Raw genomic sequence first — 26,430 nt, 5'->3', positions numbered from 1 at the left:
TGACGGAAGGGATATAATTTTCCCCTAACGCAGGGGGCCTGCACGTTAACGGATGGTAAAGCGGATTCAGGTTTTTTCGCGTGCCACGAGCTGAAGCCAGTTTTCGAATTCCTGCTGGCGGGACCTGGCGACGGGCAGGCGTCGACCGTCCGGCAGAACCACCAGAAGGGTCCGATCCTCACGGATGACATTCGTGGCGACCTTGAGCGAAACCCAGACGGACCGGTGGATCTTGAACCCGAGGTCGACGGGCAATTCGGCGACCGCCCCGCCGAACCGGCGATCGACGAAGAGGCTTCGGCCGAGGCCGGTCACCTCGATCCCGTTGTCGCGGGCGGAGATCGTTTCAAGCTCTGACACCGGAAGGTCGGTTCCCCGAAAGAAGATCTCGAGCCCCGGTGCGCGGTCCGGCGCGGGGCTGGCGCTTTGGTAGACTTCGGGGAACAGGATGCGATCGGCCCATGCGATGTAGACATAGGCCCCGACCTCGAACAGCAGGAAGCAGAAGAGCGCGAAGCGGATGATCTCGCCGGCGTCAAGCTCGATGCCGAGCAGGAATGCGACCGGAACCAGGACGGCGCAGGATTGCACGGTGACGATCAACATGACGAGCGCTTCGCTCATCGTGCTGCGCTTCAGGCGCATCGAGGCCCGGAAAACCACGACAGTCCAGAAACTGTAGGCAACGCTGAAGACGACGAAGCCGATGGCCCAGAAGATGATCTGAACCGTGACCGGTGCCGCCGACAGGGCCGTTGCCGGATGCCTGAGTGCGGCGAGCACTCCGAACAGGGACATATAGGCGAGGAAGCGCGGGGAGCGCGTCACATGCGCCACGCGATCTTCACTGGTCGGGATGGATGGGCCCAGTATGTGCTTTGACCGGATCATCGCGCCCCGAGCCCCGCACGCGCGTCTTCGACCGCGGAGCGGCGGTCGCGTGCGACCGGCACCGTGTCGCCGGACAGGGTCTGCATGAACAGGCTGCGGCCCTTTCGCGTCACGGGTCCGAGTTGCCCGTAGGCGACCCAATGGCTGCGGTGGACCGCCATGCCATGCGTTTGCAAGGCGGCCTCGGCATCGCGGAACCGGCAATGGATGCGGAGTTGTTCCGTTTCCGTGTGCAGAACGACGAAATGATCGTCGCTTTCGGCACGCAACACGGCTGCGGGATCCACAAGCCGCGATCCGACCTGCACGCGCCCGGCGCTTTCGGCCCCGGCGTCGTCCGAAGGCGCTTCCGGCGCGTCGCGGTCGATGGCGGGCATCACGTAGAGCATCAGGATGTTCACGACGACTTCCCAAAAGACGATCCCGATCATCAGCTTCAGGGCGAGGTCCCGTTGGACAAGGATGCGGTCGCCGACAAGGACCACCGCCAGAGCCTCGGACGCGAGGGTCACGAGGATGGCCGTCGGGATCGTGACAAGGGGTTCATGGACATGACGCCAGCCCCGCCGGATCGCGAATTTCTGCGCCTCGGACAGCAGAGCCGGAAAGATGATGAGGAAGACCGCGACCGAAAAGGCATTCAGAAGGAGCCGGGCCCAGATCGGGATATGGCCGAGCGCCTGATCGCCTGCGTTGGTCGCCAAGAGCAGGGCCAGGATCATCAGCGTGGTCACGACCGCCTTGTGGTGGACCAGATCTGCCAATTCACGAACCGAGAGAGCGCAGGGAGACCCGTTCACGAAGCAAAGGGCCAGTTCACGGTCTGATGGTTCTGCTTTCATCGGCTGCGTGGTCCCTATTGCTTTACGCTGCGCAATCGCGCGGCGAAGCTTTCGTCACGTCCGTTAATGCCCGTTGACGCCTAGGGCAACGGTGTTGCGGCGCATTGTGTTAAGGATCGTGATTCATGGTGACGCGTTCAAGACGGTTCGGATCGGATGTCCCGGACCAGACTGTGAAGGTCGATGCGCCGTCGGATGATCTGTCGCCCTCGTCCCGTGTCCTGCTTGCCGTCGAGAAGATCGCGGCGCTTGGGCCCATGACCTACGAGGCGCTCAGGCGCGAGTTGGGGATTTCCAAGACGGCGACCTGGCGGCTTGTCGCGACGTTGAAGGAAAGCGGTTGGGTGCGGCTGCGGCATGGCGGGCGGGTGATCGAGCTTGATCATCGCCTGGATGACATCTTTGCCGCCGCGCATTTCGCCGATGCGGAATTCGCACCGCTGACCGATGCGATGACCATGGTCGCGCAAGCGCATGGCGTTCATGTCGACCTGTTCGCGACGGATGCGAAGGGCGCGATTGAGCTATACGAGACGACCCGCCGGATGACGGCGGCGGCCCATCCGATCGATACGGAGGACGAGACGCTTTGGCTGGCGGTGCTTGCGGCCATGACGGGACCCCAACTCGACCGATATCTGCAGCAGGCCAGCCATACGATGGACCCCGACGCCTTGCGCGGCTTGGCGCGGCGATACAGGTCGGGTGATCCGGCCCGCCTGTATTGGGGCGGGGATGGCCGGGTTCTATTCGTTTCTGTCCGTGGGTCCATGGGAACGCCTGCGGCCCTGAGGTTCGGGGCGCGCGGCGCAGGGGTGCGCCGAGAGGATCTGATCGCGGCATTTGATGCGTTGCGCGGGCAGGTGCCTGCGTTGGTGGGTGTTTCCAGGGAATCGACAGTCGGTGCCTAGCTGCGCCACAGCGCTGCGTCCCGGTCATCTTGACGGACAAGAGCCTCGATTTCTTGGACCGGAAACCGGAACCAAGCCGAAGATTTCGCAGCTGGGCGGAGGGTTCGCGGGCGGAATCCTTGTTCCGGTTTTCGGAACCGGTCTGCTCAAGCGGTGGATTTCCATAATCGCGTCAGACTATTTCCAGACCGGAAACCAAAGCGGCGGCAGTCATCGTGGTTAACATCTAACTATTTGTAAAAATTTTAGAAAATGTGTTTTCGTCCCTTGCCGCAGAGGCGTCTGTCCGGCCCCTCAGGGGCGACAGGACGCAGGTCAGGGCCGCTCGATCTGAATTCGGGAATGAAAACATTGGACTCGCGATCGATTGCGCGGCATCTCGAAAGAGACAAGGATTACACATCTCGATAGTCGTGGCGTTAGATTCGGTCTGAAGGACCTGAAAAAGCCAGAATCATCGGCGAGTGTTGATCCTTATCAAGTGAACCCGTCGCCAGGGTTGGGGGACCATGGCAGCGGGATGTGTGTGTAACCGGCTGCCCGGCCCTGTGCAGGAAGACATCGCAGGATGACCGTTATTCGTACTGGCCCCCGCGCCACCTTTGCCGATCGCTTTGCCCATGGTGCCGGAATGTCCTGGCCGGGCGCATGGATCGCATTCCCCTTTACCGGACAGTCAGCCTCTGCATCGCCGGCGCCACGCGCCGTATCCGCTCCCTTGCCGTGCGCCACCGGAACGCCCCGTCGTCCGGTCGCAGCGCCGGCCCTTCCCCCAATCGCAACGCTGATCTGCCAGCGCGAGGAGATCTGACATGGCCCTTTTGAATTTCATCTATGTCGGGAAATTCCTGGACCTCGACCCGTTTGAAGGCCTTGGCGACATCGCGGCCGAGAACCAGCAGCAGCTGACCGGACAGGTCTTTACGCCGCTTCAGATCACGACGCTGGACGCGACCGACCTGGGCACCGGGCAGCTGTCGATCGAGGGTCCTGCAACGGGCTTTGGCGCGCGGCCGCAGCAGACGGTCACCTACAACACGGGGTCGGGCACGGTCACCGAGCGGCTCGATTCGAACGTCGGCGCGGTCGATGTCGAGGTCACGCGCGCGGATGGCAGCACGGTTCTGACGCGCGCCTCCTTTGCGCAGATGACCAACGGGGACCTGTTCGTCGCCGATTGGCAGGGCGATGGCTCGATGTCGAACCTGGGCGAGATCACCTCGATCCGGGTTGTTCGCGTTCTGAACACGGCCCATGACGAGATCTGGTTCTACCAGTCGATCGAGGGGACGACCGTCGCCGCAGCACCGCCGCCGCCGCCGCCGACCGGGAATACGCCGCCTGCCTTCACCAACCTGGTGAATGGCCAGACGATCAACATCGCCGAGAACACGACATTCGTCGTGGATGCGAATGCGGCCGATGTGAACGGCGACACGCTGACCTTTTCCATCGCCGGTGGCGCGGATGCGGGCCGTTTCACCATCGACCCGAATACCGGCGTCCTGAGCTTCACCACGCCCCCCGATTTCGAGGGGCAGAACAGCGCCGTCGGCAATGACGACATCTATGACGTGACGATCCGCGTGTCGGACGGTCAGGGTGGCCAGCAGGAGGTTTCGCTGCTGGTCAATGTCCTGGACGTGGCCGAGGGCGGCGTGATCGGGGATGGGGTCGTCAACGGCACGGGCCTGCGGGACATCATGAACCCCGGCTTTGTCGATGCGCAGGGCGACATCATCGACGGTGCGGACGGTCTGAACGACACGATCTTCGGTGGGGCAGGTCTCGACAGCATCGACGGCGGCGCGGGTGACGATTTCATCAACGGCGGCGACAACACCGGTGGGGACAGGCCGTCGCCGGTCGTGGCCCCCTTCGAGGCGCTTTATGGCGGTGACGGAAACGACACCATCATCGTCGGGGCCGAAGACGCCGCCTATGGCGGGTCCGGCATGGACATGTTCATCGTCGACCGGACGCAGCTGACAAGCGCTGGTGGCAATGTCGGCGGCAGCCTTGTCGTCGGTGGCGAAACCGGCAACGATTTCGACACGCTTGACCTGCGGAATGCGGGCAACTGGCGGTTCGGTCAATTGACCACGAATGGCAACGGGCAGCCCGGCTTCAACGGGATCATCGACCTGCTGGATGAAAACGGGGTCGATACCGGCCAGAACATCCAGTTCTTCGAGATCGAGAATTTCCTCGGGACGCCGTTCGATGGCACGACGCCCCCCCCGCCCTCGCCGACCGGCGACGGTGTCGTGGATGGCACCTCCGCACGGGACATCATGAACCCCGGCTTCGTCGACGCCCAGGGCGACCAGATCGACGGCACCGATGGTGTGAACGACACGATCTTTGGCGGTGCCGGTCTGGACAGCATCAACGGCGGTGCGGGCAACGATTTCATCGACGGTGGCGACAACACCGGGGCAGACAGGCCCTCCCCGCTCGAGGCCCCGTTCGAGGTGCTGGACGGCGGGTTCGGCGACGACACGATCGTCGTCGGCGCCGAAGACGCCGCCTATGGCGGCGAGGGCGACGACACATTCATCGTCGATCGCACGCAGCTGGACAGCTTTGGCGGCACGACGGGTGGCATGCTTGTCGTCGGCGGCGAAACCGGCAACGACTTCGACACGCTCGACCTCCGCAACGCCGGCAATTGGCGGATCAGCCAGCTGACCACGAACGGCAACGGTCGACCGGGGTTCAACGGCAACATCGACCTTCTGGACGAATTCGGCAACGACACCGGCCAGAACATCCAGTTCTTCGAGATCGAGAACATTCTCGGGACCGAGTTCGGCACCAATGCCGCGCCGGTCTTTACCAACCTGGTGAACGGCCAGACGATCAACGTGGCTGAAAACACGACATTCGTCGTGGATGCGAATGCGAGCGATGCGGATGGCGATCCGCTGCAATTCTCCATCATCGGCGGTGAGGATCAGGCGCGCTTTGTCATCGATATCGGCACGGGTGAGCTGAGCTTTGTCACCCCGCCCGATTTCGAAGGGCAGAACAGCGCCAGCGGCGATGACATCTACCAGGTCACGATCCGGGTTTCGGACGGGCGCGGTGGCCAGCAGGATCTGGCGCTGAACGTCAATGTCACCGATGTGAACGAGGCCGTTCCCGATGGCACGGTCAACGGCACATCCGGCAACGACAACCTGCCCATCGGTTTCGTCGATGCGCAGGGCGACCAGATCGACGGCGCGGATGGTCTGAACGACCGGATCGAGGCGGGCGCTGGCGACGACACGATCCAGTATGGCGCGGGCAACGACACCGTCTTTGGCGGTGACGGCAATGACGTCATCGACGATGCGCCGGGCTTTGATTCCACTCCTGACGCAAGCTTCGTCGATGGCGGTGCGGGCAATGACGTCATCTTTGGCACGGCGGGCAACGACACCCTGCTCGGCGGGGCTGACAACGACTTCATCGGGGCTGACAGCGGCAACGATTCGCTAGATGGCGGCACCGGCAACGACACGCTGGAGGGCGGCAACGGCTCCGACACGCTGATCGGCGGCGATGGCCTCGATTCCATGCGTGGCGAGGCGGGCGACGACGATTTCCTTCTGGGTGCGGGCGACCGGGCCGAAGGGGGTCTGGGCGACGACGAATTCCGCATCGACCGCAACCTGCCCGGCACCGGCCAGATCACGATTTTCGGCGGCGAGGGCGGCGAGGATTTCACCGACCCGACCAATGGCGGCACGGGCGACGTGCTGGACCTGCGCGGGCTTGGCCCGGTCACGGTGACATTCACCGGGCCGGAATCCGGGACGGCGGTCTACACGAACAGCGCGGGCGAGCCCGTCTCCATCACCTTTGCGGAGATCGAGCGCGTTCTGACCGATCCGCAGCCCGACAACGTGGTCGACGGCACATCCGGCAGTGATTTCTTGCCGATTGGGTTTGTCGATGCCGACGGCGACCAGATCGACGGCGCAGATGGTCTGAACGACCGGATCGAGGCGGGCGCTGGCGACGACACGATCCAGTATGGCGCGGGCAACGACACCGTCTTTGGCGGTGACGGCAATGACGTCATCGACGATGCGCCGGGCCTCGATTCTACCGCTGACGCAAGCTTTGTCGATGGCGGCGCGGGCAATGACGTTATCTTTGGCACGGCGGGCAACGACACCCTGCTCGGCGGGGCCGACAACGACTTCATCGGCGGTGAAGGCGGCAACGATTCGCTTGATGGTGGCACTGGCAACGACACGCTGGAGGGCGGCACCGGGGCCGACGTTCTGACGGGCGGTGCAGGCAATGACAGCCTTTCTGGCGGGACGGGCAATGACACGCTGACCGTCGGCGCGGGGGATATTGCACTCGGCCAGGACGATGCCGACACCTTTGTCGTCGACCGGACGCAGCCGGATGCCAATGGCCTGACCGGCGCGAACATGACCGTCGATGGCGGCGCGGGCGGCGTGGATGCCGACGTGCTGGACCTGCGGAATGCAGGCAATTGGCGCATCATCAACCAGGTGCCGGATTCCGACGGGAATGGCACCAATGGGACGGTGGAATACCTGGATGGTGCGGGGACCCCGACCGGTCAGGTCCTGAACTTCACCAATATCGAGACGATCCTCGGCTCGCCCTTCGTCCCGGCCAACCAGCCGCCGGTCTTTACCAACGTGAGCAATGGTCAGACGATCAACGTCGCCGAGAACACGAATTTCGTGGTGGATGCCGATGCCACGGACCCCAATGGCGATACGCTGACCTTTTCCATCGCCGGTGGCGAGGATGCGGCGCGGTTCACCATCGATCCGACGACGGGTGCCCTGTCCTTCGTCACGCCCCCGGATTTCGAGGGGCAGAACAGCGCCAGCGGCGATGACATCTACCAGGTCACCGTCCGCGTGTCCGATGGCCGTGGCGGCCAGCAGGATGTGGGCCTGAACGTCAATGTCACCGATGTGTTCGAACCGCCGGCGAACGAGCCGCCGGTCTTTACCAACCTGACCAATGGCCAGACGATCAACGTGGCCGAGAACACGACCTTTGTCGTGGATGCCGATGCGACGGACCCCAATGGCGATCCGCTGACCTTTTCCATCGCCGGTGGCGAGGATGCGGCGCGGTTCACCATCGATCCGACGACGGGTGCCCTGTCCTTCGTCACGCCCCCGGATTTCGAGGGGCAGAACAGCGCCAGCGGCGATGACATCTACCAGGTGACGATCCGCGTGTCCGATGGCCGTGGCGGCCAGCAGGATGTGGGCCTGAACGTCAATGTCACCGATGTGTTCGAACCGCCGGCGAACGAGCCGCCGGTCTTTACCAACCTGACCAATGGCCAGACGATCAACGTGGCCGAGAACACGACCTTTGTCGTGGATGCCGATGCCACGGACCCCAATGGCGATCCGCTGACCTTTTCCATCGCCGGTGGCGAGGATGCGGCGCGGTTCACCATCGATCCGACGACGGGCGCCTTGTCCTTCGTCACGCCCCCGGATTTCGAGGGGCAGAACAGCGCCAGCGGCGATGACATCTACCAGGTGACGATCCGCGTGTCCGATGGCCGTGGCGGCCAGCAGGATGTGGGCCTGAACGTCAATGTCACCGATGTGTTCGAACCGCCGGCGAACGAGCCGCCGGTCTTTACCAACCTGACCAATGGCCAGACGATCAACGTGGCCGAGAACACGACCTTTGTCGTGGATGCCGATGCGACGGACCCCAATGGCGATCCGCTGACCTTTTCCATCGCCGGTGGCGAGGATGCGGCGCGGTTCACCATCGATCCGACGACGGGTGCCCTGTCCTTCGTCACGCCCCCGGATTTCGAGGGGCAGAACAGCGCCAGCGGCGATGACATCTACCAGGTCACCGTCCGCGTGTCCGATGGCCGTGGCGGCCAGCAGGATGTGGGCCTGAACGTCAATGTCACCGATGTCGTCGAAGGCCCCGGCCCGGATGGCGTCGTCAATGGCACGGCGGGTGCCGACAACCTGCCCGTGGGCTTCATCGATGCGCAGGGCGACCAGATCGACGGCGCCGATGGTCTTGATGACGTGATCGACGCGGGCGCGGGCAATGACACCGTCAATGCGGGGCTCGGCAATGACACGGTCGATGGCGGGCTCGGCAATGACACGCTCCTTGGCAACGTCGGCAACGATATCTTGCTTGGCGGTCAGGGCGATGACTTCATGGGTGGCCAGGAGGATAACGACAGCCTGGATGGCGGCGATGGGAATGACCGTCTGTTCGGCGGTTTCGGTAACGATACGCTGACGGGCGGCGCGGGCAATGACACCCTGTCGGGCGATTTCGGCGACGATACGCTCATTGTTGGCGCGGGCGACAGCGTCCTGGGCGGCGATGATGCCGACACGTTCATCGTGGACCGGACGCAGCCGGACGCCAACGGCCTGACGGCCGCGAACATGACCGTCGATGGCGGCGCGGGTGGTGTGGATGCCGACGTGCTCGACCTGCGGAATGCAGGCAATTGGCGCATCATCAACCAGGTGCCGGATTCCGACGGGAATGGCACCAACGGGACGGTGGAATACCTGGATGGTGCGGGCAATCCGACCGGTCAGGTCCTGAACTTCACCAATATCGAGACGATCCTCGGCTCGCCCTTCGTTCCGACGAACCAGGCGCCGCTGTTCACCAACGTGACCAATGGCCAGACGATCAACGTCGCCGAGAACACGAATTTCGTGGTGGATGCGGACGCGTTCGACCCCGATGGCGATCCGCTGACCTTCTCCATCGCCGGTGGCGAGGATGCGGCGCGGTTCACCATCGATCCGGCGACGGGTGCCTTGTCCTTCGTCACGCCTCCGGATTTCGAGGGGCAGAACAGCGCCAGCGGCGACGACATCTACCAGGTCACCGTCCGCGTGTCCGATGGCCGTGGCGGCCAGCAGGATGTCACGCTGAACGTCAATGTGACGGACGTGGCCGAACCTGATGGCACGATCGACGGTCTGAACACGGGCGAGAACATGCCCGTGGGCTATGCGGATGCGGATGGCGACCTGATCACCGAGGGGGCGGATTCGATCCTTGCCAATGGCGGCGACGATACGGTCGGCGCGGGTGGCGGCAACGACACGGTCGATGGCGGCACGGGCAATGACGTGCTCGACGGCGGCGCGGGCGATGACAGCCTGCTCGGCGGCGATGGCAATGACACGCTGGTCGGCGGGATCGGCGATGACGTGCTTGACGGCGGTGTCGGCAACGACAGCCTCGACGGGGGCGCTGGCAATGACGCGCTGACCGGTGGTGACGGCACGGATACGCTGGTCGGTGGCGACGGCGACGATCTGCTGACCGGCGGTGCGGGCGACGACGATTTCATCCTTGGCGCGGGCGATGTGGCGCAGGGCGGCGACGGCGACGTCCGCATCGACCGCAACCTGCCCGGCACCAACCCGATCCTCGTTTTCGGCGGCGATGGCGGTGAAGACTTCACCGACCCGACCAATGGCGGCACGGGCGACGTGCTGGACCTGCGCGGGCTTGGTCCGGTCACCGTGACCTTCTCCGGGCCGGAAGCCGGGACGGCGACCTATACGAACAGCGCGGGCCAGCCCGTCACCATCACCTTCTCGGAGATCGAGCGGGTTCTGACCGACGCCAACGGCACGGTCGACGGCACGCCGGGCAATGACAACCTGCCCATCGGCTTCACCGATCCGCAGGGCGACCAGATCGACGGCGCGGATGGTCTGAACGACCGGATCGAGGCGGGTGCTGGCAACGACACGGTCGATGCGGGCCTGGGCGATGACACCGTTGTCGGCGGCACGGGCAATGACAGTCTGCTCGGCAATGTCGGCAATGACAGCCTTTTGGGTGAAGATGGTGCCGACATCCTGATCGGTGGCGATGGCAGCGATACGCTCGACGGCGGTGTCGGCAACGATGGCCTTGAGGGCGGAGACGGTGCGGATACGCTGCTCGGCGGCGACGGTGCGGATACGCTCAGTGGCGGTGACGGGGCCGACTTGTTGGCCGGTGGCGCGGGCGACGACGATTTCGTGCTTGGCGCGGGCGACGTGGCGCAGGGCGGCGACGGCGACGACGAGTTCCGCGTGGACCGTACCCTGCCCGGCACCGGTGTGATCAGCGTGGTCGGCGGCGAGGGCGGTGAAGACTTCACCGACCCGACCAATGGCGGCACGGGCGACGTGCTGGACCTGCGCGGGCTTGGTCCGGTCAGCGTGACCTCCACCGGCCCGGAATCCGGGACGGCGACCTATACGAACAGCGCGGGCCAGCCGGTCACCATCACCTTCTCGGAGATCGAGCGGGTTCTGACCGACGCCAACGGCACGGTCGACGGCACGCCGGGCAATGACAACCTGCCCATCGGCTTCACCGATCCGCAGGGCGACCAGATCGACGGCGCGGACGGTCTGAACGACCGGATCGAGGCGGGCGCTGGCAATGACACGGTCGATGCGGGCCTGGGCGATGACACTGTTCTGGGCGGCACGGGCGACGACTCGATCTTTGGCAATGCCGGGAACGACTCGATCCTCGGCGGGATCGGGACCGACACGCTTTCGGGCGGCGATGGCAACGACACGCTGATCGGCGGCACGGAGGCCGACACGATCAACGGCGGGGCCGGCGATGACGTGACCTATGGCGACAACGCCACGGGTCTTGGCACGCTGACCATTCCGCAGCAGATCGCCGATCAGGATGGCGCGGGCGGGAATGACCTGTTCCTCGGCAGCCTCGGCGCGGACCAGAGCTGGGGCGAGGGCGGCAACGACACGATCGTGATCGGCAGCGCGGCGGATGGCGCGGGCGACGTGGTCGTGGGCGGCAATGGCCCGGATCAGAACACCGACAATGACGTGCTCGACCTGCGCGGCGCGGGTCCGGTGACGATCACGGCGACGGCGGATGCGACCGATGCGGGCGCACAGCAGGGCACGGTCACCTTTGCCGATGGCTCGACGCTGCAGTTCTTCCAGATCGAGACGATCCTGCGCGATGGCGACGGCGTTGTGGATGGCACGCCCGGACCGGATGCGCTGGTTCCCGGCTTTGCGGATGCGCAGGGCGACGTGGTCGATGGGGCCGATGGTCTGAACGACGTGATCGCCGCCGGTGCGGGCAATGACACGGTGGATGCGGGCCTGGGCGACGATACCGTCCTGGGCGGCACGGGCGATGACTTTGTCGCGGGCAATATCGGCAATGACAGCCTGTCGGGCGATGCCGGCAATGACACGCTTGCGGGCGGTGCCGGTGACGACACGATGTCGGGCGGTGACGATGCCGACGTGCTTTTGGGCGCGGACGGCAATGACAGCCTGTCGGGCGATGCTGGGCCCGATACGCTGGCCGGTGGCCTTGGGGCCGATACGGTCGCAGGCGGCGCGGGCGATGACGACATCGCCGTGGGCGGTGCCGATCAGGCCTTTGGCGGCACGGGCGACGATGTCTTCACGCTCGATGCCTCCGATACAGCGCCGGATGTGAATGCCACGATCGATGGTGGCACCGATGGCCTGTCGGGCGCGCCCGACGATGCGGCCAATGGCGATGCGGGTGACGTGCTCGACCTGTCGGGCGTGTCGGCACCGCTGACCGTGACGCTGGGCACGAACCCCGAGACGGGGACGGTCAACGGCCTTGATGCCGATGGGACGCCCGACATCACCTTTGCCGAGATCGAGCAGGTGCGGACCGGCACCGGCAATGACACGGTGAACGGGGCCGCGGCGACCGCGCCCATCGCGGTCGATACCGGTGCCGGCAATGACAGCGTGACCGGCGGCGCGGGCGATGACGTGATCGCGGCCGGCGACGGCAACGACACGGTTGCGGCTGGCGGCGGCGATGACATCGTCGATGCAGGTGCGGGCGACGACGTGGTCGACGGCGGCGCGGGCAATGACATCATCCTCGCGGGTGCTGGCGACGACAACGTCACCGGCGGCGATGGGGCCGATACGCTGCAAGGCAATGACGGGGCCGATACGCTTGCGGGCGGGCTTGGCAACGACAGCCTGTCGGGCGGTGCGGATGCCGATGTGCTGTCCGGCAACGAAGGCAATGACACGCTGGACGGCGGCACGGGCGATGACGTGCTCGACGGCGGCGCGGATGCCGATGTGCTGTCGGGTGGCGATGGCAATGACAGCCTGTTGGGCGGTGCCGGCAACGATACGCTGGCGGGCGATGCGGGCAATGACACGCTCGATGGCGGCGCGGGCGACGACAGCCTGGGCGGCGGCACGGGCAATGACAGCCTGGTCGGTGGCGACGGCAGCGACACGCTGTCGGGCGGCGACGGGTCCGACACGCTGATTGGCGGGGCCGGGGCCGATACGCTGGCCGGTGGCGCGGGCGACGACGACTTCCTGATCGGCGCGGGCGATCTGGCGCAGGGCGGCGATGGCGACGATGTCTTCCTCGTCGATCCGACGCTGGCGGGCACGGCGGCGATCACGGTGACCGGCGGCGAAGGGGCCGAAGATTTCATCGACCCGACCAATGGCGGGACGGGCGATGTTCTCGACCTGCGCGGCCTGACCGATGTGTCGGTGACCTATACCAACCCCGATCCGATCACCGGTGTGTCCGAGGCGGGGACGGCCACGTTCCGCAACACGGCAGGCGATCTGGTCACCATCCAGTTCTCCGAGATCGAGCAGGTTCTGACGGCCGCCAATGGCGTGGTCGACGGGACCGGCGGCGGGGACAACATGATCCCCGGCTTCACCGATCCGCAGGGTGACCAGATCGACGGGGCCGATGGCAATGACGATGTCATCGCATCGGGCTCCGGCAATGACACGGTCGATGCGGGCCTTGGCAACGATACGGTCGATGCAGGCGACGGCGATGACGTGGTCGCGGGCAATGTCGGCAATGACAGCCTGTCGGGCGGTGCCGGGGCGGATACGCTGCTCGGCGGCGACGGGATCGACACGCTGGCGGGGGGCATCGGCAACGACAGCCTGTCGGGCGGCGCGGATGGCGATGTGCTGTCGGGCGATGCCGGGGCCGATACGCTGGACGGCGGGCTTGGCAACGACAATCTCGACGGCGGGGCCGACAATGACGCTCTGTTCGGCGGCGACGGCAACGACACGCTTGCGGGCGGCGATGGCAACGACAGCCTCGATGGGGGCGCGAATGACGACCTTCTGACCGGTGGGACGGGCAACGACTTCCTGTCGGGTGGCGACGGGGCCGATGTTCTGTCGGGCGAGCTGGGCGATGATCTGCTGTTCGGGGATGCCGGGGCCGACAATCTCTCGGGCGGCGATGGCAGTGACGTTCTCTTTGGCGGCGCGGACAATGACACGCTGTCGGGCGGGATCGGCGACGACATCCTGTCGGGCGAGGCGGGCAACGACACGCTGCTTGGCGATGCCGGCAATGATGCGCTGTCGGGCGGCGATGGCGATGACAACCTGTCGGGCGGCGACGGGTCCGACACGCTGTTGGGCGATGAGGGCGCGGATATCCTTTCGGGCGGGAATGGCGACGACGATTTCCTCGTCGGCGCTGGCGACCGGGCCGAGGGGGGCGCGGGCGATGACGAGTTCCGCATCGACCCGAGCCTCAGCGGCACGGCCCAGATCACCATCATCGGCGGCGAGACCGGCGAGGATCTGACCGACACGATCAACGGCGGTTCGGGCGATGTGCTGGATCTGCGCGGCCTGACCAACGTGACGCTGACGCGGACCACGCCGGAAGCGGGCACCGCGACCTATCAGAACGCGGCGGGCCAAACCGTCACGATCCAGTTCAGCGAGATCGAGACGGTTCTGCTCGACACCAATGGCGTGATCGACGGCACCGCCGGGTCGGACAACATCACCCCCACCTCGGGACCGGGCGGCACGCCCTTTGCCGACAGCCAGGGTGACCAGATCGACGGTCTGGATGGCGACAATGACGTGATCGATGCAGGCCAGGGCAACGACACGGTCGATGCGGGTCTCGGCGATGACACGGTTCTGGGTGGCATCGGCAACGACAGCCTGTCGGGCAATGTCGGCAACGACAGCCTGTCCGGCCAGGATGGCAATGACACGCTGTCGGGCGACACCGGCGCGGATACGCTGGCTGGCGGTCTTGGCGACGATGTCCTCTTTGGCGGGGCTGACAACGACAGCCTGTCGGGTGACGAGGGCGCGGATACGCTGTCGGGCGGCGCAGGCGACGACACGCTTTCGGGCGGTGCGGATGCCGACAGCCTGTCGGGTGGCGATGGCAATGACAGCCTGTCGGGTGATGCTGGGCCCGATACGCTGGCCGGTGGCCTTGGGGCCGATACGCTGTCGGGCGGCGCGGGCGATGACGACATCGCCGTGGGCGGTGCCGATCAGGCCTTTGGCGGCACGGGCGACGATGTCTTCACGCTCGATGCCTCCGATACCGCGCCGGATGTGAATGCCACGATCGATGGCGGCACCGATGGCCTGTCGGGCGCGCCCGACGATGCGGCCAATGGCGATGCGGGTGACGTGCTCGACCTGTCGGGCGTGTCGGCACCGCTGACCGTCACGCTGGGCACGAACCCCGAGACGGGCACGGTCAACGGCCTTGATGCCGATGGGACGCCCGACATCACATTTGCCGAGATCGAGCAGGTGCAGACCGGCACCGGCAATGACACGGTGAACGGGGCCGCGGCGACGGCGCCCATCGCGGTCGATACCGGTGCCGGCAATGACAGCGTGACCGGCGGCACGGGCGATGACGTGATCGCGGCCGGCGACGGCAACGACACGGTTGCGGCTGGCGGCGGCGATGACATCGTCGATGCAGGTGCGGGCGACGACGTGGTCGACGGCGGCGCGGGCGATGACTTCATCCTCGCGGGTGCTGGCGACGACAACGTTACCGGCGGCGACGGGGCCGATACGGTTGCGACTGGCGACGGCAACGACACGGTCGATGGCGGCACGGGCAATGACAGCCTGTCGGGCGGCATCGGCAATGACAGCCTGTCGGGCGGGATCGGCAACGATACGCTCGTCGGCGACGAAGGGGCCGATACGCTTCTGGGCGGTGACGGGGGCGACAACCTGTCGGGCGGTGCCGACAACGACAGCCTTGATGGCGGTCTGGGCGATGACATTGTTTCGGGCGGGTCGGGCAACGACACGCTGGTCGCAGGTGCGGGCAATGACGCGCTTGCGGGTGACGATGGCGACGATCTCTTCGTGCTCGGCCCCAACTTTGGCAGCGACACGATCACGGGCGGCGAGACCGGCGAGGTCGCGGGCGACACGATCGACACCCGCCCGCTTGGCGAAGGTGTGGCGGTCACGCTGACCACGCCCGAGTCGGGCACGATCGCGGCCAGCTCCGGCACGGCGACCTTCTCGGAGATCGAGAATGTCCTGCTCGGCACCGGCAATGACACGGTCATCGGCTCGACCGGCGACGACACGATCGACACCGGCGCAGGCGATGACAGCGTCACCGCGGGCGGCGGCAATGACAGCGTGGTTGCGGGGATCGGCAATGACACGGTCGATGCGGGCGCGGGCGACGATACGGTCGATGCCGGTGCGGGCAACGACTCGGTCCGGGCGGGCGACGGCAATGACAGCGTCACGGCGGGCGATGGCAACGACACGGTCGATGCGGGCGCTGGCAATGACACGGTCGATGGCGGCACGGGCAATGACAGCCTGTCGGGCGGTGCGGGCAATGACAGCCTGCTCGGCGGTGATGGGTCCGACACGCTTGCGGGCGGTGTCGGGGCGGATACGCTGGACGGCGGCGCGGGCGATGACGTCATCGCGGTCGGCGGTGCAGACCAGGCCTTTGGCGGATCGGGCGACGATATCTTCAGGCTCGACCCGATCGATCTGGCGGGCGAAGTTGCCGTCACGATCACCGGCGGCGAGACGGGCGAGGATCTGACCGATCCGACGAATGGCGGCGACGGCGATGTGCTGGACCTGTCCGACAGCTTCGAGCCGGTTCTGGTCACCTTCGGCACCAACCCGGAAAGCGGCACGGTCAACGGGATCGATGTCGAGCCGGGCGTGGACATCACCTTTGCCGAGATCGAGAAGGTCATCACCACGGACCTCGACGATACGATCGATGGCGGAACCTCGACCGGACCGATCGATGTCGATGCCGGAACAGGCGACGACGCGGTCACCACCGGCAGCGGCAATGACAGTGTCGCGGCGGGCGACGGCAATGACACGGTCAACACCGGTGCGGGCAACGACACGGTCGATGCGGGTGCGGGCGATGACCTGGTCCGGGCGGGCGATGGCAATGACAGCGTCACCGCAGGCGATGGCAATGACACGGTCGATGCCGGATCCGGCGACGATACGGTCGATGGCGGCCTGGGCAATGACAGCCTGAACGGCGGCGAGGGCAACGACAGCCTTCTCGGCGGCGCAGGCAGCGATACGTTGACGGGCGGATCGGGACCTGGCAGCGACACGCTGATCGGCGGCGCGGGCGATGATGATATCGTCCTCGGCGCAGGCGACCGCGGCGAAGGTGGCGAGGGCGACGACGAGTTCCGGTTCGACCCGACCCTGCCGGGCAATACCGTGATCACCGTGATCGGTGGCACGGGGGGCGAGGACCTGACCGACCCGACCAACAACCCCGGCGGGCGCATCGGCGACGTGCTGGACCTGCGCGGTCTCGGCCCGGTCACCGTCACGAACACCGGGCCCGGTGCGGGCACGGCGGTCTTTACCAATGCTGCGGGCGATCCCGTCACGATCAACTTCAGCGAGATCGAGACGATCATCACCGATGCGGATGGCACCGTCGACGGTCTGGACACGGGCGAGAACATGCCCGTGGGCTATACCGACGCCGATGGCGACCAGATCACCAATGGCGATGATGTCATCAACGCCAATGGTGGCGACGACACGGTCGATGCGGGCGGCGGCAATGACACCGTCGACGGCGGTGCCGGCAATGACGAGATCCTCGGCGGCTTCGGCGACGACAGTCTTTCGGGCGGCGAGGGTGGCGACGACCTGCTGGGCGGCGCGGGCAACGATACGCTCGACGGCGGCGCAGGAGACGACTTCATCGTCACCGGCAGCGCCGGCGGCACCCTGCCGGTGGGCAACCCCACCAGCAACGATGGGCCGGGCAACGTCAACCTCGCCATCGGTGGCGATGGCAACGACACGATCATCGGCAGCGTCGGGCTCGATATCCTGTTCGGCGATGCGGGCAACGATCTTGTCTTCGGGGCCGGGGGCGATGACCTGATCTCGGGCGGGGCGGGCAACGATACGCTCGTCGGCGGCCAGGGGGCGGACAACCTGACGGGCGACGACGATCGGGACACGTTCATCGTGAGCGGCGGCGTCGAGGCGGCGGGCGACACGATCGACGGCGGCTCGGGCGGCGACGACTTCGACACGCTCGATCTGGGCTCCTCGCGCTGGCGCATCGTCAACCGTGTCACCGACAGCGACGGCAATGGTGAGGACGGGACGGTCAACTACCTGGACGCGGCCGGGAACATCACCGGCAGCCTGACCTTCACCAATATCGAGCAGATCATCTGCTTCACCCCCGGCACGCTGATCGCGACGCCGAAGGGCGAGCGCCCGGTCGAGGACCTGAAGCCGGGCGACAAGGTGATCACGCGTGACGACGGCATCCAGGAACTGGCCTGGGTCGGGGCACGCAAACTGGGTGCCGCCGAACTGGCCCAGTCGCCGAAACTGCGCCCGGTGCTGATCCGGGCGGGGTCTCTCGGCCATGGGTTGCCCGAGCGTGACATGCTCGTCAGTCCGAACCACCGGATGCTGATCTGCGGCCCCGAGGCGGAACTGATCTTCGACGAACACGAGGTTCTGGTCGCGGCCAAGCACCTGACCGGGATGCCGGGTATCGTGAACCAGGAGGTCGGATCGGTCACCTATGTCCACGTGATGTGCGAACGTCACCAGGTGGTGCTGGCCAACGGGTCCTGGACCGAAAGCTTCCAGCCGGGCGACATGGCGATGGAAGGGATCGACGCTGCACAGCGCGACGAGCTGTTCACGATCTTCCCCGACCTGTCCATGCCGGAAGGACGCGCCGCTTATGGCGCCGCCCGCAGGGTGCTGAAGGCCTACGAGGCACGGCTGCTCACCGCGGCCGGCCCGAACCGGGGCTGAGGTCCCGTTCGACCCCGCGGCTGGGGGGCTGGCCGCGGGGCAATCCGTTCGGCAAGGATTTTCCGGACGAAGAAGCGCCCGCCATTTCGTGCGGGCGTTTCTGCTTGCCTCATATGTCCATCATGGCTTTTGGATCGGGCGTGCCTCTGCCCGATCAACCCGCCGCGAAACGCATGCATTCGCGCACGTGCGAGACCCGTTCAGGGCCCGCGCGACAGGCACGGCACATCGAAACCTTGCGGCCATGCCGGGAGGCAGGTCGCCTGCTGTTCGAAACATCTATCCGGCGGGAAGATCTTTGACCTGTAACCCCCGGAAACCATCGTGTTTCTCGGGGATCTTGGTGCCCAGGAGAGGACTCGAACCTCCACGACCGTTAAGTCACTGGTACCTGAAACCAGCGCGTCTACCAATTCCGCCACCTGGGCAGGTGTCGTGAGGCGGGCTGATATAGCCGCGCCGAGGGGCTGTCAACGGCACAAACGCGTCAAAGATGGCGGATCAATAATCCCGTTCGAAAAACACCCCGAGCCGCGAGGTTCCGTCGCTTTCGAATGTGCCGCGCGCGGTGATGTCCGGGGTCAGATCGATGTTGAGCGACAGGCCGGTCGTGCCACCCTGGGTCACGGTCACATCGGTATAGACATTGTCCGACAGGTACCGCCCGGCCCTGAGCGCCGCATTCCCTGTCTCGTCTGTCTGAAGATCGAGGTCATCTACCCCCAATCCCTCGCGAAGCGTTGCGAAAATCCCGGATTGGCTGGACCCACCCGCCAAGGATGCAGCGGCATCGGCCATCTGCAACAGCTGCACGGGCGACAGGGCCGCGACGGACCGCCCGAACAGGAGTTGGGCCAGAACCTCATCCTCGGGCAGTGCCGGGCTGGAGGTGAAGCTGATCTGGGGGGCCGTCACCCGCCCGATCACGTTGACGCCGATGGTGTAGCCCCCGCTGCGCGAGCTTGCCAGAAGCCGGATGAACGGATCGAAATTCCCCTGAAGGCTGGCCGATCCATCGGTCAGGTCCAGCCGCGTGCCCAGAATGGACAGACGCCCCCGGATCAGATCGAATCGTCCCGAGGGGATGACATCTGCGGTTGTGCCGCCGATCCGCAAGGTGCCGCCCAATTCGGCGTCCAGCCCCCGGCCCCTGAGAAAGATGCGCCCGGGAGCCGTCATCGTCAGGTCCAGCGCGATCCGTTGTGATCCGCCCGCGCCGTCATCAATAGGCCCAAGCCCTGCGGCAATCCGCGTGCGCCGTTCGGGGCCGGTTTCCCCGACATGGGTGATCGGCGGTATGGGGGCCGCGCCGCCCAATCCGCTTTCGGGAATGCGCAGCTCCGTTTCGCCCAGCGTGACCGTGCCACCGACACGCAAGGCACCGGTCAAGGGACCGTCGACCGTGATATCGGCCGTGTCGATCAGCGCCGAATACAGGGTCGGATCGACAAGCCGCAGGGCGCGACCCGACAGGGTGATTTGTGCCGGGAAACCGGGCCCTGTCAGCGCGATGTTTCCGACGACGCCCAAGGTTCCGCCCGTGGCAAGGCTTGCATCGGCATCAAGGCTCAATCGCCCGCCCGAGAGCCTGCCGTTGACGGCAACCCCGTCAAGCGATGTCTGGAGAAGAGGCAAGGTGACGCGCGCACCATTTGTGCCGAGCTGACCGGTCACATTGGCAAGCGTCGGTGCACCGCGCAGCGCAAGATCGAAGCCCAGCGTGCCGTTGATGCTGCGCGGTGCAAGGGCGCGGTTGGCAAGGCCGAGCGGCAGCTGTCCCGTGGCGACAAGATCGACCGTGCCGGAATCGGGCGTGGCCGTGCCGGTGATCTCTGCGGCGATGCCTGCCGCGCTTTGGACCTGCGCATCGATCCCGAAGGGCGCAGCCGTCCCGACCCCGCGCGTGAGGGTCAGTGTCGCATCGACCGGCCCGCGCAGGGCATCGGTGAAAAGCCCGATATCGTTGAGCCGCGCCGTGGCGGAGACATCCGTGCCGCTGGCCGCCAACCGCCCCGCCGCATCCAGCGAAAGCTCGGCGTTGCCAAGGCGCAGGTCCCGCAGCGTCAGACCTGTCTCGTCCCGCCGCGCCGAGATTTCCAGCATTGTCTCCCCCGCCAGCAGCCGCGGCGGCAGGCCATCGGCCAGCATCAGATCGGTGCCCGTTCCCGTCATCGACAGGTCGAAGCCGCCTGACAAAAGCTCAACCTCGGCAGTCACGCTGGCGCGCAGGGACCCGGCCAGCGGCTGACCCGCCAGAGGGGCGAACCGGTCAACATCCGCCGCCGTGGCCCGAAGATCGGTCGAAAGGGTGAGGCGGTTCTCTTCCTGCAGGAGCGAGGCCATGCCCGTCAGAGCCAGATCGCCAGCTTCGGCCACCAGATCGTCGAGTGCGAGCGGCGCACCCTCGCGCCAGGACAATCGCGCCTCGAGCTGTGCGGCCGGACCCAGCGCCCTTGCCAGCGCGGGGTCGTCATGCGCGATCCCCATGATGTCGAGGGTAAGGGGTGTGTCGATCGTGACGCCCTGGTCCGTCTGAACGATGCGGCCACTTGCATCCAGCGCGATCCCGTCGATCTGCAGGGTCCCGAGGTCCAGATCATCGACGCCGATCTTGGCGGTATAGGTGTCGCGCTGGGTCGCATCATGGGTCAGGTGCAGGTCGACGGATCGCACCGTCACCGGGTCCCCGCCCAGGGGCAGGCGCACCATGTCGCCGCCAAGGGGATCGGCGATCCGTCCGGTCAGGTCGAAGTCGCGCGGCACGCCCCCGGGGGCAAGCGACAGGCTGCCCTCAAGCGTCATCGATGCGGCTGATAGCAACAGGTGATCCAGTTCGACGCCCCCATCGGCCAAAAGGCGCAGCTGGGTCTGCAACTGCACGTCGGGGCCGAAAAAGCCCCGGTATTCCGGCAAGAGCAGCGGGGTGATATCCCCCGCCAGATCGGCAGCGATCCGGCGTTCCCCGGTGTCTGTCGCCACGGCGGTTTCGATCTGCCCGGCAAGGCGCGGCTGGCCATCGCTTTGCAGCGCGATATCGGCGACGAAATCGTCTATCGGGCCAGCGCCTGTGACCGAAAGACGGACGGACGGCCCACCCGGCAATCCCAGCACGGTCGCAGCGATGCCGCCCGGATCCTCCTCGACCAGCAGCGCAAGCTCGAGATTGCGCGTCGCGTTGCCATAGGATGCGTCAAGATCGAAGACGCCGTGCGGACCGTCCAGCCGTTCGAGTTCGAGGGCCGCCGCGCCCTCCCCGCCGGACAGCCGGGCGCTGCCCGCGATCGACAGGGCGACGGGACTACCCAGGATGTCTTCGCCGAGCGTCACTTCCCCGATGGTGACCTCGTCAATGGCGATTCTGACCGGCAGGTCAGGCAGGGAAAATGGCTGTGCCTCTGCCGGGGGCAGATCGGGGCCGCTGTCGGGGCTGTCGGGGCGGCGTGCCACCTCCAGCCGCTCCGCGCTGAGCCGGTCGATCTGCAGGGCGCCGCGCAACAGGGCGCTGCGCGACCATGTCAGTTGCGCGTTTTCCAGTGTGAGCCAGATGCCGCGATCATCCGCGATGGTCAGCAGGTCCATCTCGGCCGTCGAGGACAGCGCACCGCGAAAGCCCCGGATCGAGACGGACCGGGCCCCATCCGACAATTGGTTTTCGAGGAAGCGAACGATCCGCGAGCGGTCGTCGTCTTCCTGCGCGTGACCGATGCCCGGCAGCGCGAAGCACATCAGAAGCGGAAGGATCAGAAGCCACCGCATCAGAACGCCTGCCCGATGCCGATGTAGAGATAGGCCTCGCGTCCGGCGCTGTCGCCGGAGGCAGGTGTGGCCAGATCCACCCGAATCGGCCCGAAGGGGGTTGCGTAGCGCAGGCCGATCCCCACGCCCGCATGCCAATCCGACGCCCCATCCCCCAGGGCGCCCGCGCTGATGTAGCCGGCATCGGCAAAGCCCACGATGCCGAAATCCGTATCGCCGATGTCGTGGCGCAGCTCGCCCGACAGGCCAAGGAACCCGCGCCCGCCGCTGGGCCGCCCGCCCTGGAGCGCGCCAAGCGACCGGTAGGCCTGACCGCGGACCGTGCCCGACCCGCCCGAATACAACAGGTCATCGGGCGCGATATCGACTAGATCGCCACCGAACAGCCCGCCGACCTGCACCCGTGCGGCAAGCCGCGTGCGCTCGGCCTCGCCGAAGCCGCGATAGCCGCGCCCGTCGAGCGTGACGCGCGCCCCGCCCGTGCCGGAGATCACCTGGAACGGGGTCAGCGTCAGCTCCGCATAGGCCCCGCCGCGCGGATCGACGGGATCGTCGCGGTTTTCATAGGTGGCGCTCAGGGGCAGGGTGAAGCGCAGGATGCTGCGTTCGCCCAAGCCGTCGTCGATCACCGAATAGCTCAGCCCGATACCGCCCTCGACCGTCACCGTGCGCGACAGCTGATGTGTCAGGGAGGATTCCAATCCGAACCCTTCGATGGTGTAGCGCGGTTCCTGCAGATAGATCAGCGCCGTTTCCACCGCCCATGTCGTATCCGGCGTGATCGTTGCGGGCCGTTCGAACCTGCCGCGCAATTCCGCGTCGATCCCGTCGCCTTCAAGTTCCTGGATCCCCGAGATCTCGAGATCGAAGCGCAGCCGTTCCGCCCCGCCCAAAAGGTTGCGATGCAGCCAATATGCGCTGAGCTGCAAGCCCTCGTCGCTGCCGACCTCTGCCCCGAAACCCAGGCGGCGCAGCGGGGCCTCGGCCAGAATGGCGTCGACATCGGAAATGTCGCCCGTGCGCGGCTGTTGCAGACGCAGATCGACGGCGGCGAATGTCCCGGTGTCGCGCAGCCGTTCCTCGGCGCGCTCGAGGGCTGCGGGGGTATAGACCTCTCCGGTCGGAAGCCCCGCGATTTCCACGATGCGGTCCATGCGCATCCGGTCCTGCCCTTGTGGCACCAGATCGCCGAAGGTGATGACCGGGCCGGGCGCCATGGCGATGGCGACATCAAGGATCGCGGCGGGATTTCGCGCCGTGATGCGCTGCGCGCCCACTTGGGCAAAGGCATGGCCGCGCGCGGCCCATCCGTCGATCGCTGCCCGCGTCGTAGCCTGCAACAGCGGCGTGGTCACCGGCTGATCCGGTGCGAATCCATCAGGCAGGATGGTGTTCTCGGCCAGCGGCCCGATCTCGGCCCGGCCCAGCCGGAACGGCGGACCGGTCTCGATCTCGATCTCGACACGCGCCACCTGCGCCGGTGCGGCAAAGGGCGAAATGTCGGATGCCTCGCGTCCATCAAGCCTGATCGCGATCACGGGCGCGAAATACCCGTGTTCGTAGAGAATGCCGATCAACCGCCCGTAATCGGCACGGGCCGCAGCGGTGATATCGTCGCCTGTCCGCTCTGTGCCCTCTTCGGGGCTGCGCAGCAAAAGCGCATTGGCCCGCAGGCGGTCGACCAGGTCCTCGGGGGCGCCGGGGGCGCGCAGCAACACGTCCTGGGCGATGGCAGAAGGCACAAGACCCAACAGGGCGACCGTCGCTAGGACGGCGCGCATCAGGGCAAGGGTCGGGCGTGGCAGCGCACTCAACATACCCCTGACCTAGCCTTGTTGGCCCATACTGGCCAGCCGCTTTGCAGGGATGCGACGAAACAGGCGAAAGACCGGGACGATTTGCGCCTTGTCGCTGCGCCGCCCCGCTTCTATCACCCGTTTAACGCGACCGAAGGACATCTGACATGTCGAAACTCGTCACCATTTTCGGCGGCTCGGGCTTTGTGGGCCGCTACATTGCCCGCCGCATGGCCAAGGAGGGTTGGCGCGTCCGCGTCGCCGTCCGTCGCCCGAACGAAGCCTTGTTCGTGCGCCCCTATGGCGTTGTGGGACAGGTGGAACCCGTTCTGGCCAATATCCGCGACGATGACTGCGTGCGCTCGGCGCTGCGCGGTGCGGATGCGGTGGTCAATTGCGTCGGCATCCTGGCCGAAAGCGGAAAGAACAAGTTCAACAACGTCCAGCAGCACGGTGCGGCCCGCATCGCGCGCATCGCCGCCGAAGAGGGCGTGGCGCGGATGGTCCATATCTCGGCCATCGGCGCGGATACTGGCAGCGACAGCGAATACGCCAAGACCAAGGCCAAGGGAGAGGCGGCGGTTCTGACCGCCATGCCGCAGGCCGTGATCCTGCGCCCCTCCATCATCTTCGGGGCCGAGGATCAATTCTTCAACCGGTTCGCCGGAATGACCCGTCTGGGTCCGGTTCTGCCGGTCGTGGGCGCCGACACGCGGTTCCAGCCGGTCCATGTCGACGACGTGGCGCGGGCGGCCGTGATGGGCGTTCTGGGTCAGGCCAAGCCCGGCATCTACGAATTGGGCGGGCCCGAGGTGGCAAGCTTCCGCCAGCTGATGGAGCGCATGCTGCGCATCATCCAGCGCCGCCGCCTGATCGTGAATGTCCCCTTTCCCGTCGCCATGCTGATGGGCGGTGCCTTTGACCTGTTGCAGGCCGCGACGCTGGGCCTGGTGCGCAATGGTGTTCTGACCCGTGACCAGGTCCGCAACCTGCGCCGCGACAATGTCGTGACCGAGGGGCGGATGGGCTTTGCCGATCTGGGCATTACCCCGGTCGCGATGGACCCGGTGCTGGAGGATTACCTGTGGCGCTTCCGCCCGGGTGGCCAATATGCGCAGATCAAGGAAACGGCCCGCCACCTGCGCGGTCAGGAATAGGCGATCCCCAAAAGCACCACGCCCAGGATCACGCGATAGATCACGTAGGGCGTGAAGCTGACGGATTTGAGCAGACGCATCATGACGACCAGCGCGGCCAGCGCGGCGGCAAAGGCAAAGACCGCCGCGATGGCCCCGTCGCGCGCGGTCTGCGCGTCGGCCGTGGCGATGACCTCGCCCCCCAGCAAGATGCCCGAGGCGGCGATGGTCGGGATCGACATCAGCATGGAAATCCGCGCGGCGCTTTCGCGGTCATAGCCCATGAAGCGCGCGCCCGTGATGGTGATGCCCGAGCGTGACGTGCCGGGGATCAGCGCCACCGCCTGCCAAAGGCCAAGGAGCACGGCATCGCGCAAGGACCATGATTCTGCGTGCTTTTCCTGTGGCCCGCGTTGATCGGCCCAGTAGAGCACGATCCCGAAGACCAGCATCGTCCAGCCGATCACGGCGACCGACCGCAGCGCATCGGACAGGCCCGTCACATGCAGGACCAATCCCGCGACGATCACGGGAACGGTGGCGATCACCAGCAGGAAGGCAAGCTTTGACCCCGCCGTGTCGATCCGACCGGTCAGCATCCGGGGAATGCCGGCAAGCCCCATCCGCACGTCGCGCCAGAAATAGAGGATGACCGCGCCCAGCGTGCCGACATGGACCGCAACGTCGATCACCTGTCCCTGGTCGGCCATGCCGGTGAGATTCGGCAAAAGCACCAGATGACCCGAGCTGGAGATCGGCAGAAACTCGGTCACGCCCTGGATCAGGGCCAGAAGCAACAGGTTCCAGAGCGCCATCACCAAAACCTCAACGAAAAAGAAAAAAACCTAAGGTTCTGGTATGACATGATAATTTTCTCGATAGGTCCGTTTTGTGACCTTGTTTAGGTCCAGATTTCAGGGCTTTTGCCTGGTGGTGCCCAA

8 protein-coding genes and 1 tRNA gene are annotated in these 26,430 nt (G+C 66.0%); 3 read left to right on the top strand and 6 right to left on the bottom strand.

Going from position 1 to position 26,430, the window contains the following annotated elements:
• Positions 1–66 precede the first annotated feature (66 nt).
• A complete protein-coding gene (locus tag AABA51_RS16230) occupies positions 67–837 on the bottom strand; it encodes a LytTR family DNA-binding domain-containing protein (RefSeq protein ID WP_338273145.1) in 771 nt (256 codons plus the stop codon).
• Between the two features lie 50 nt (positions 838–887).
• Positions 888–1,733, bottom strand: coding sequence for a LytTR family DNA-binding domain-containing protein (locus AABA51_RS16225; protein ID WP_338273144.1), 846 nt, complete (start codon positions 1,731–1,733; stop codon positions 888–890).
• A gap of 125 nt (positions 1,734–1,858) precedes the next feature.
• Between AABA51_RS16225 and AABA51_RS16220 the strand changes: the two genes are divergently transcribed.
• Positions 1,859–2,644 (top strand): helix-turn-helix transcriptional regulator, encoded by a 786-nt coding sequence (locus AABA51_RS16220; RefSeq protein WP_338273143.1) that lies wholly within the window; start codon positions 1,859–1,861, stop codon positions 2,642–2,644.
• A gap of 812 nt (positions 2,645–3,456) precedes the next feature.
• Complete coding sequence (locus AABA51_RS16215) at positions 3,457–18,801, top strand: Hint domain-containing protein (RefSeq protein ID WP_338273142.1); 15,345 nt, start codon at positions 3,457–3,459, stop codon at positions 18,799–18,801.
• Positions 18,802–19,142: 341 nt separating this feature from the next.
• Here the strand turns inward: AABA51_RS16215 and AABA51_RS16210 are convergent.
• The 3 genes from AABA51_RS16210 to AABA51_RS16200 form a co-directional block, all read right to left on the bottom strand.
• Positions 19,143–19,229: transfer RNA gene (locus tag AABA51_RS16210), tRNA-Leu, on the bottom strand.
• Between the two features lie 73 nt (positions 19,230–19,302).
• Positions 19,303–22,557: a translocation/assembly module TamB domain-containing protein gene (locus tag AABA51_RS16205; RefSeq protein ID WP_338273141.1), complete on the bottom strand. Its 3,255-nt coding sequence runs from the start codon at positions 22,555–22,557 to the stop codon at positions 19,303–19,305.
• Positions 22,557–24,338, bottom strand: a complete 1,782-nt coding sequence (locus AABA51_RS16200) for an autotransporter assembly complex protein TamA (protein ID WP_338273140.1) — start codon at positions 24,336–24,338, stop codon at positions 22,557–22,559. The genes AABA51_RS16205 and AABA51_RS16200 overlap by 1 nt, the downstream gene beginning before the upstream one ends.
• 182 nt (positions 24,339–24,520) lie before the next feature.
• Here AABA51_RS16200 and AABA51_RS16195 point away from each other — a divergent pair, with 182 nt between their 5' ends.
• Positions 24,521–25,510, top strand: coding sequence for a complex I NDUFA9 subunit family protein (locus tag AABA51_RS16195; RefSeq protein WP_338273139.1), 990 nt, complete (start codon positions 24,521–24,523; stop codon positions 25,508–25,510).
• Here AABA51_RS16195 and AABA51_RS16190 read toward each other — a convergent pair.
• Positions 25,501–26,304 carry an undecaprenyl-diphosphate phosphatase gene (locus AABA51_RS16190; RefSeq protein ID WP_338273138.1) on the bottom strand — a complete coding sequence of 268 codons (804 nt, stop codon included), beginning with the start codon at positions 26,302–26,304 and terminating at the stop codon, positions 25,501–25,503. The two genes, AABA51_RS16195 and AABA51_RS16190, sit on opposite strands and share 10 nt — an antisense overlap.
• Positions 26,305–26,430 lie beyond the last annotated feature (126 nt).

Origin of the sequence: Roseicyclus marinus, from assembly GCF_036322625.1 — a bacterium.
GTDB lineage: Bacteria > Pseudomonadota > Alphaproteobacteria > Rhodobacterales > Rhodobacteraceae > Roseicyclus > Roseicyclus marinus_A.
Note: the sequence above shows the minus strand (reverse complement) of the source record. Positions and strands in the feature narration are given on the sequence as shown.

Bases quoted from the DNA above. Each gene is read 5' to 3' on its own strand.
- AABA51_RS16220 (WP_338273143.1), top strand. From the start codon at position 1,859: ATGGTGACGCGTTCAAGACGGTTCGGATCGGATGTCCCGGACCAGACT.
- AABA51_RS16225 (WP_338273144.1), bottom strand. From the start codon at position 1,733: ATGAAAGCAGAACCATCAGACCGTGAACTGGCCCTTTGCTTCGTGAAC.
- AABA51_RS16205 (WP_338273141.1), bottom strand. From the start codon at position 22,557: ATGCGGTGGCTTCTGATCCTTCCGCTTCTGATGTGCTTCGCGCTGCCG.
- AABA51_RS16190 (WP_338273138.1), bottom strand. From the start codon at position 26,304: ATGGCGCTCTGGAACCTGTTGCTTCTGGCCCTGATCCAGGGCGTGACC.
- AABA51_RS16215 (WP_338273142.1), top strand. From the start codon at position 3,457: ATGGCCCTTTTGAATTTCATCTATGTCGGGAAATTCCTGGACCTCGAC.
- AABA51_RS16195 (WP_338273139.1), top strand. From the start codon at position 24,521: ATGTCGAAACTCGTCACCATTTTCGGCGGCTCGGGCTTTGTGGGCCGC.
- AABA51_RS16200 (WP_338273140.1), bottom strand. From the start codon at position 24,338: ATGCGCGCCGTCCTAGCGACGGTCGCCCTGTTGGGTCTTGTGCCTTCT.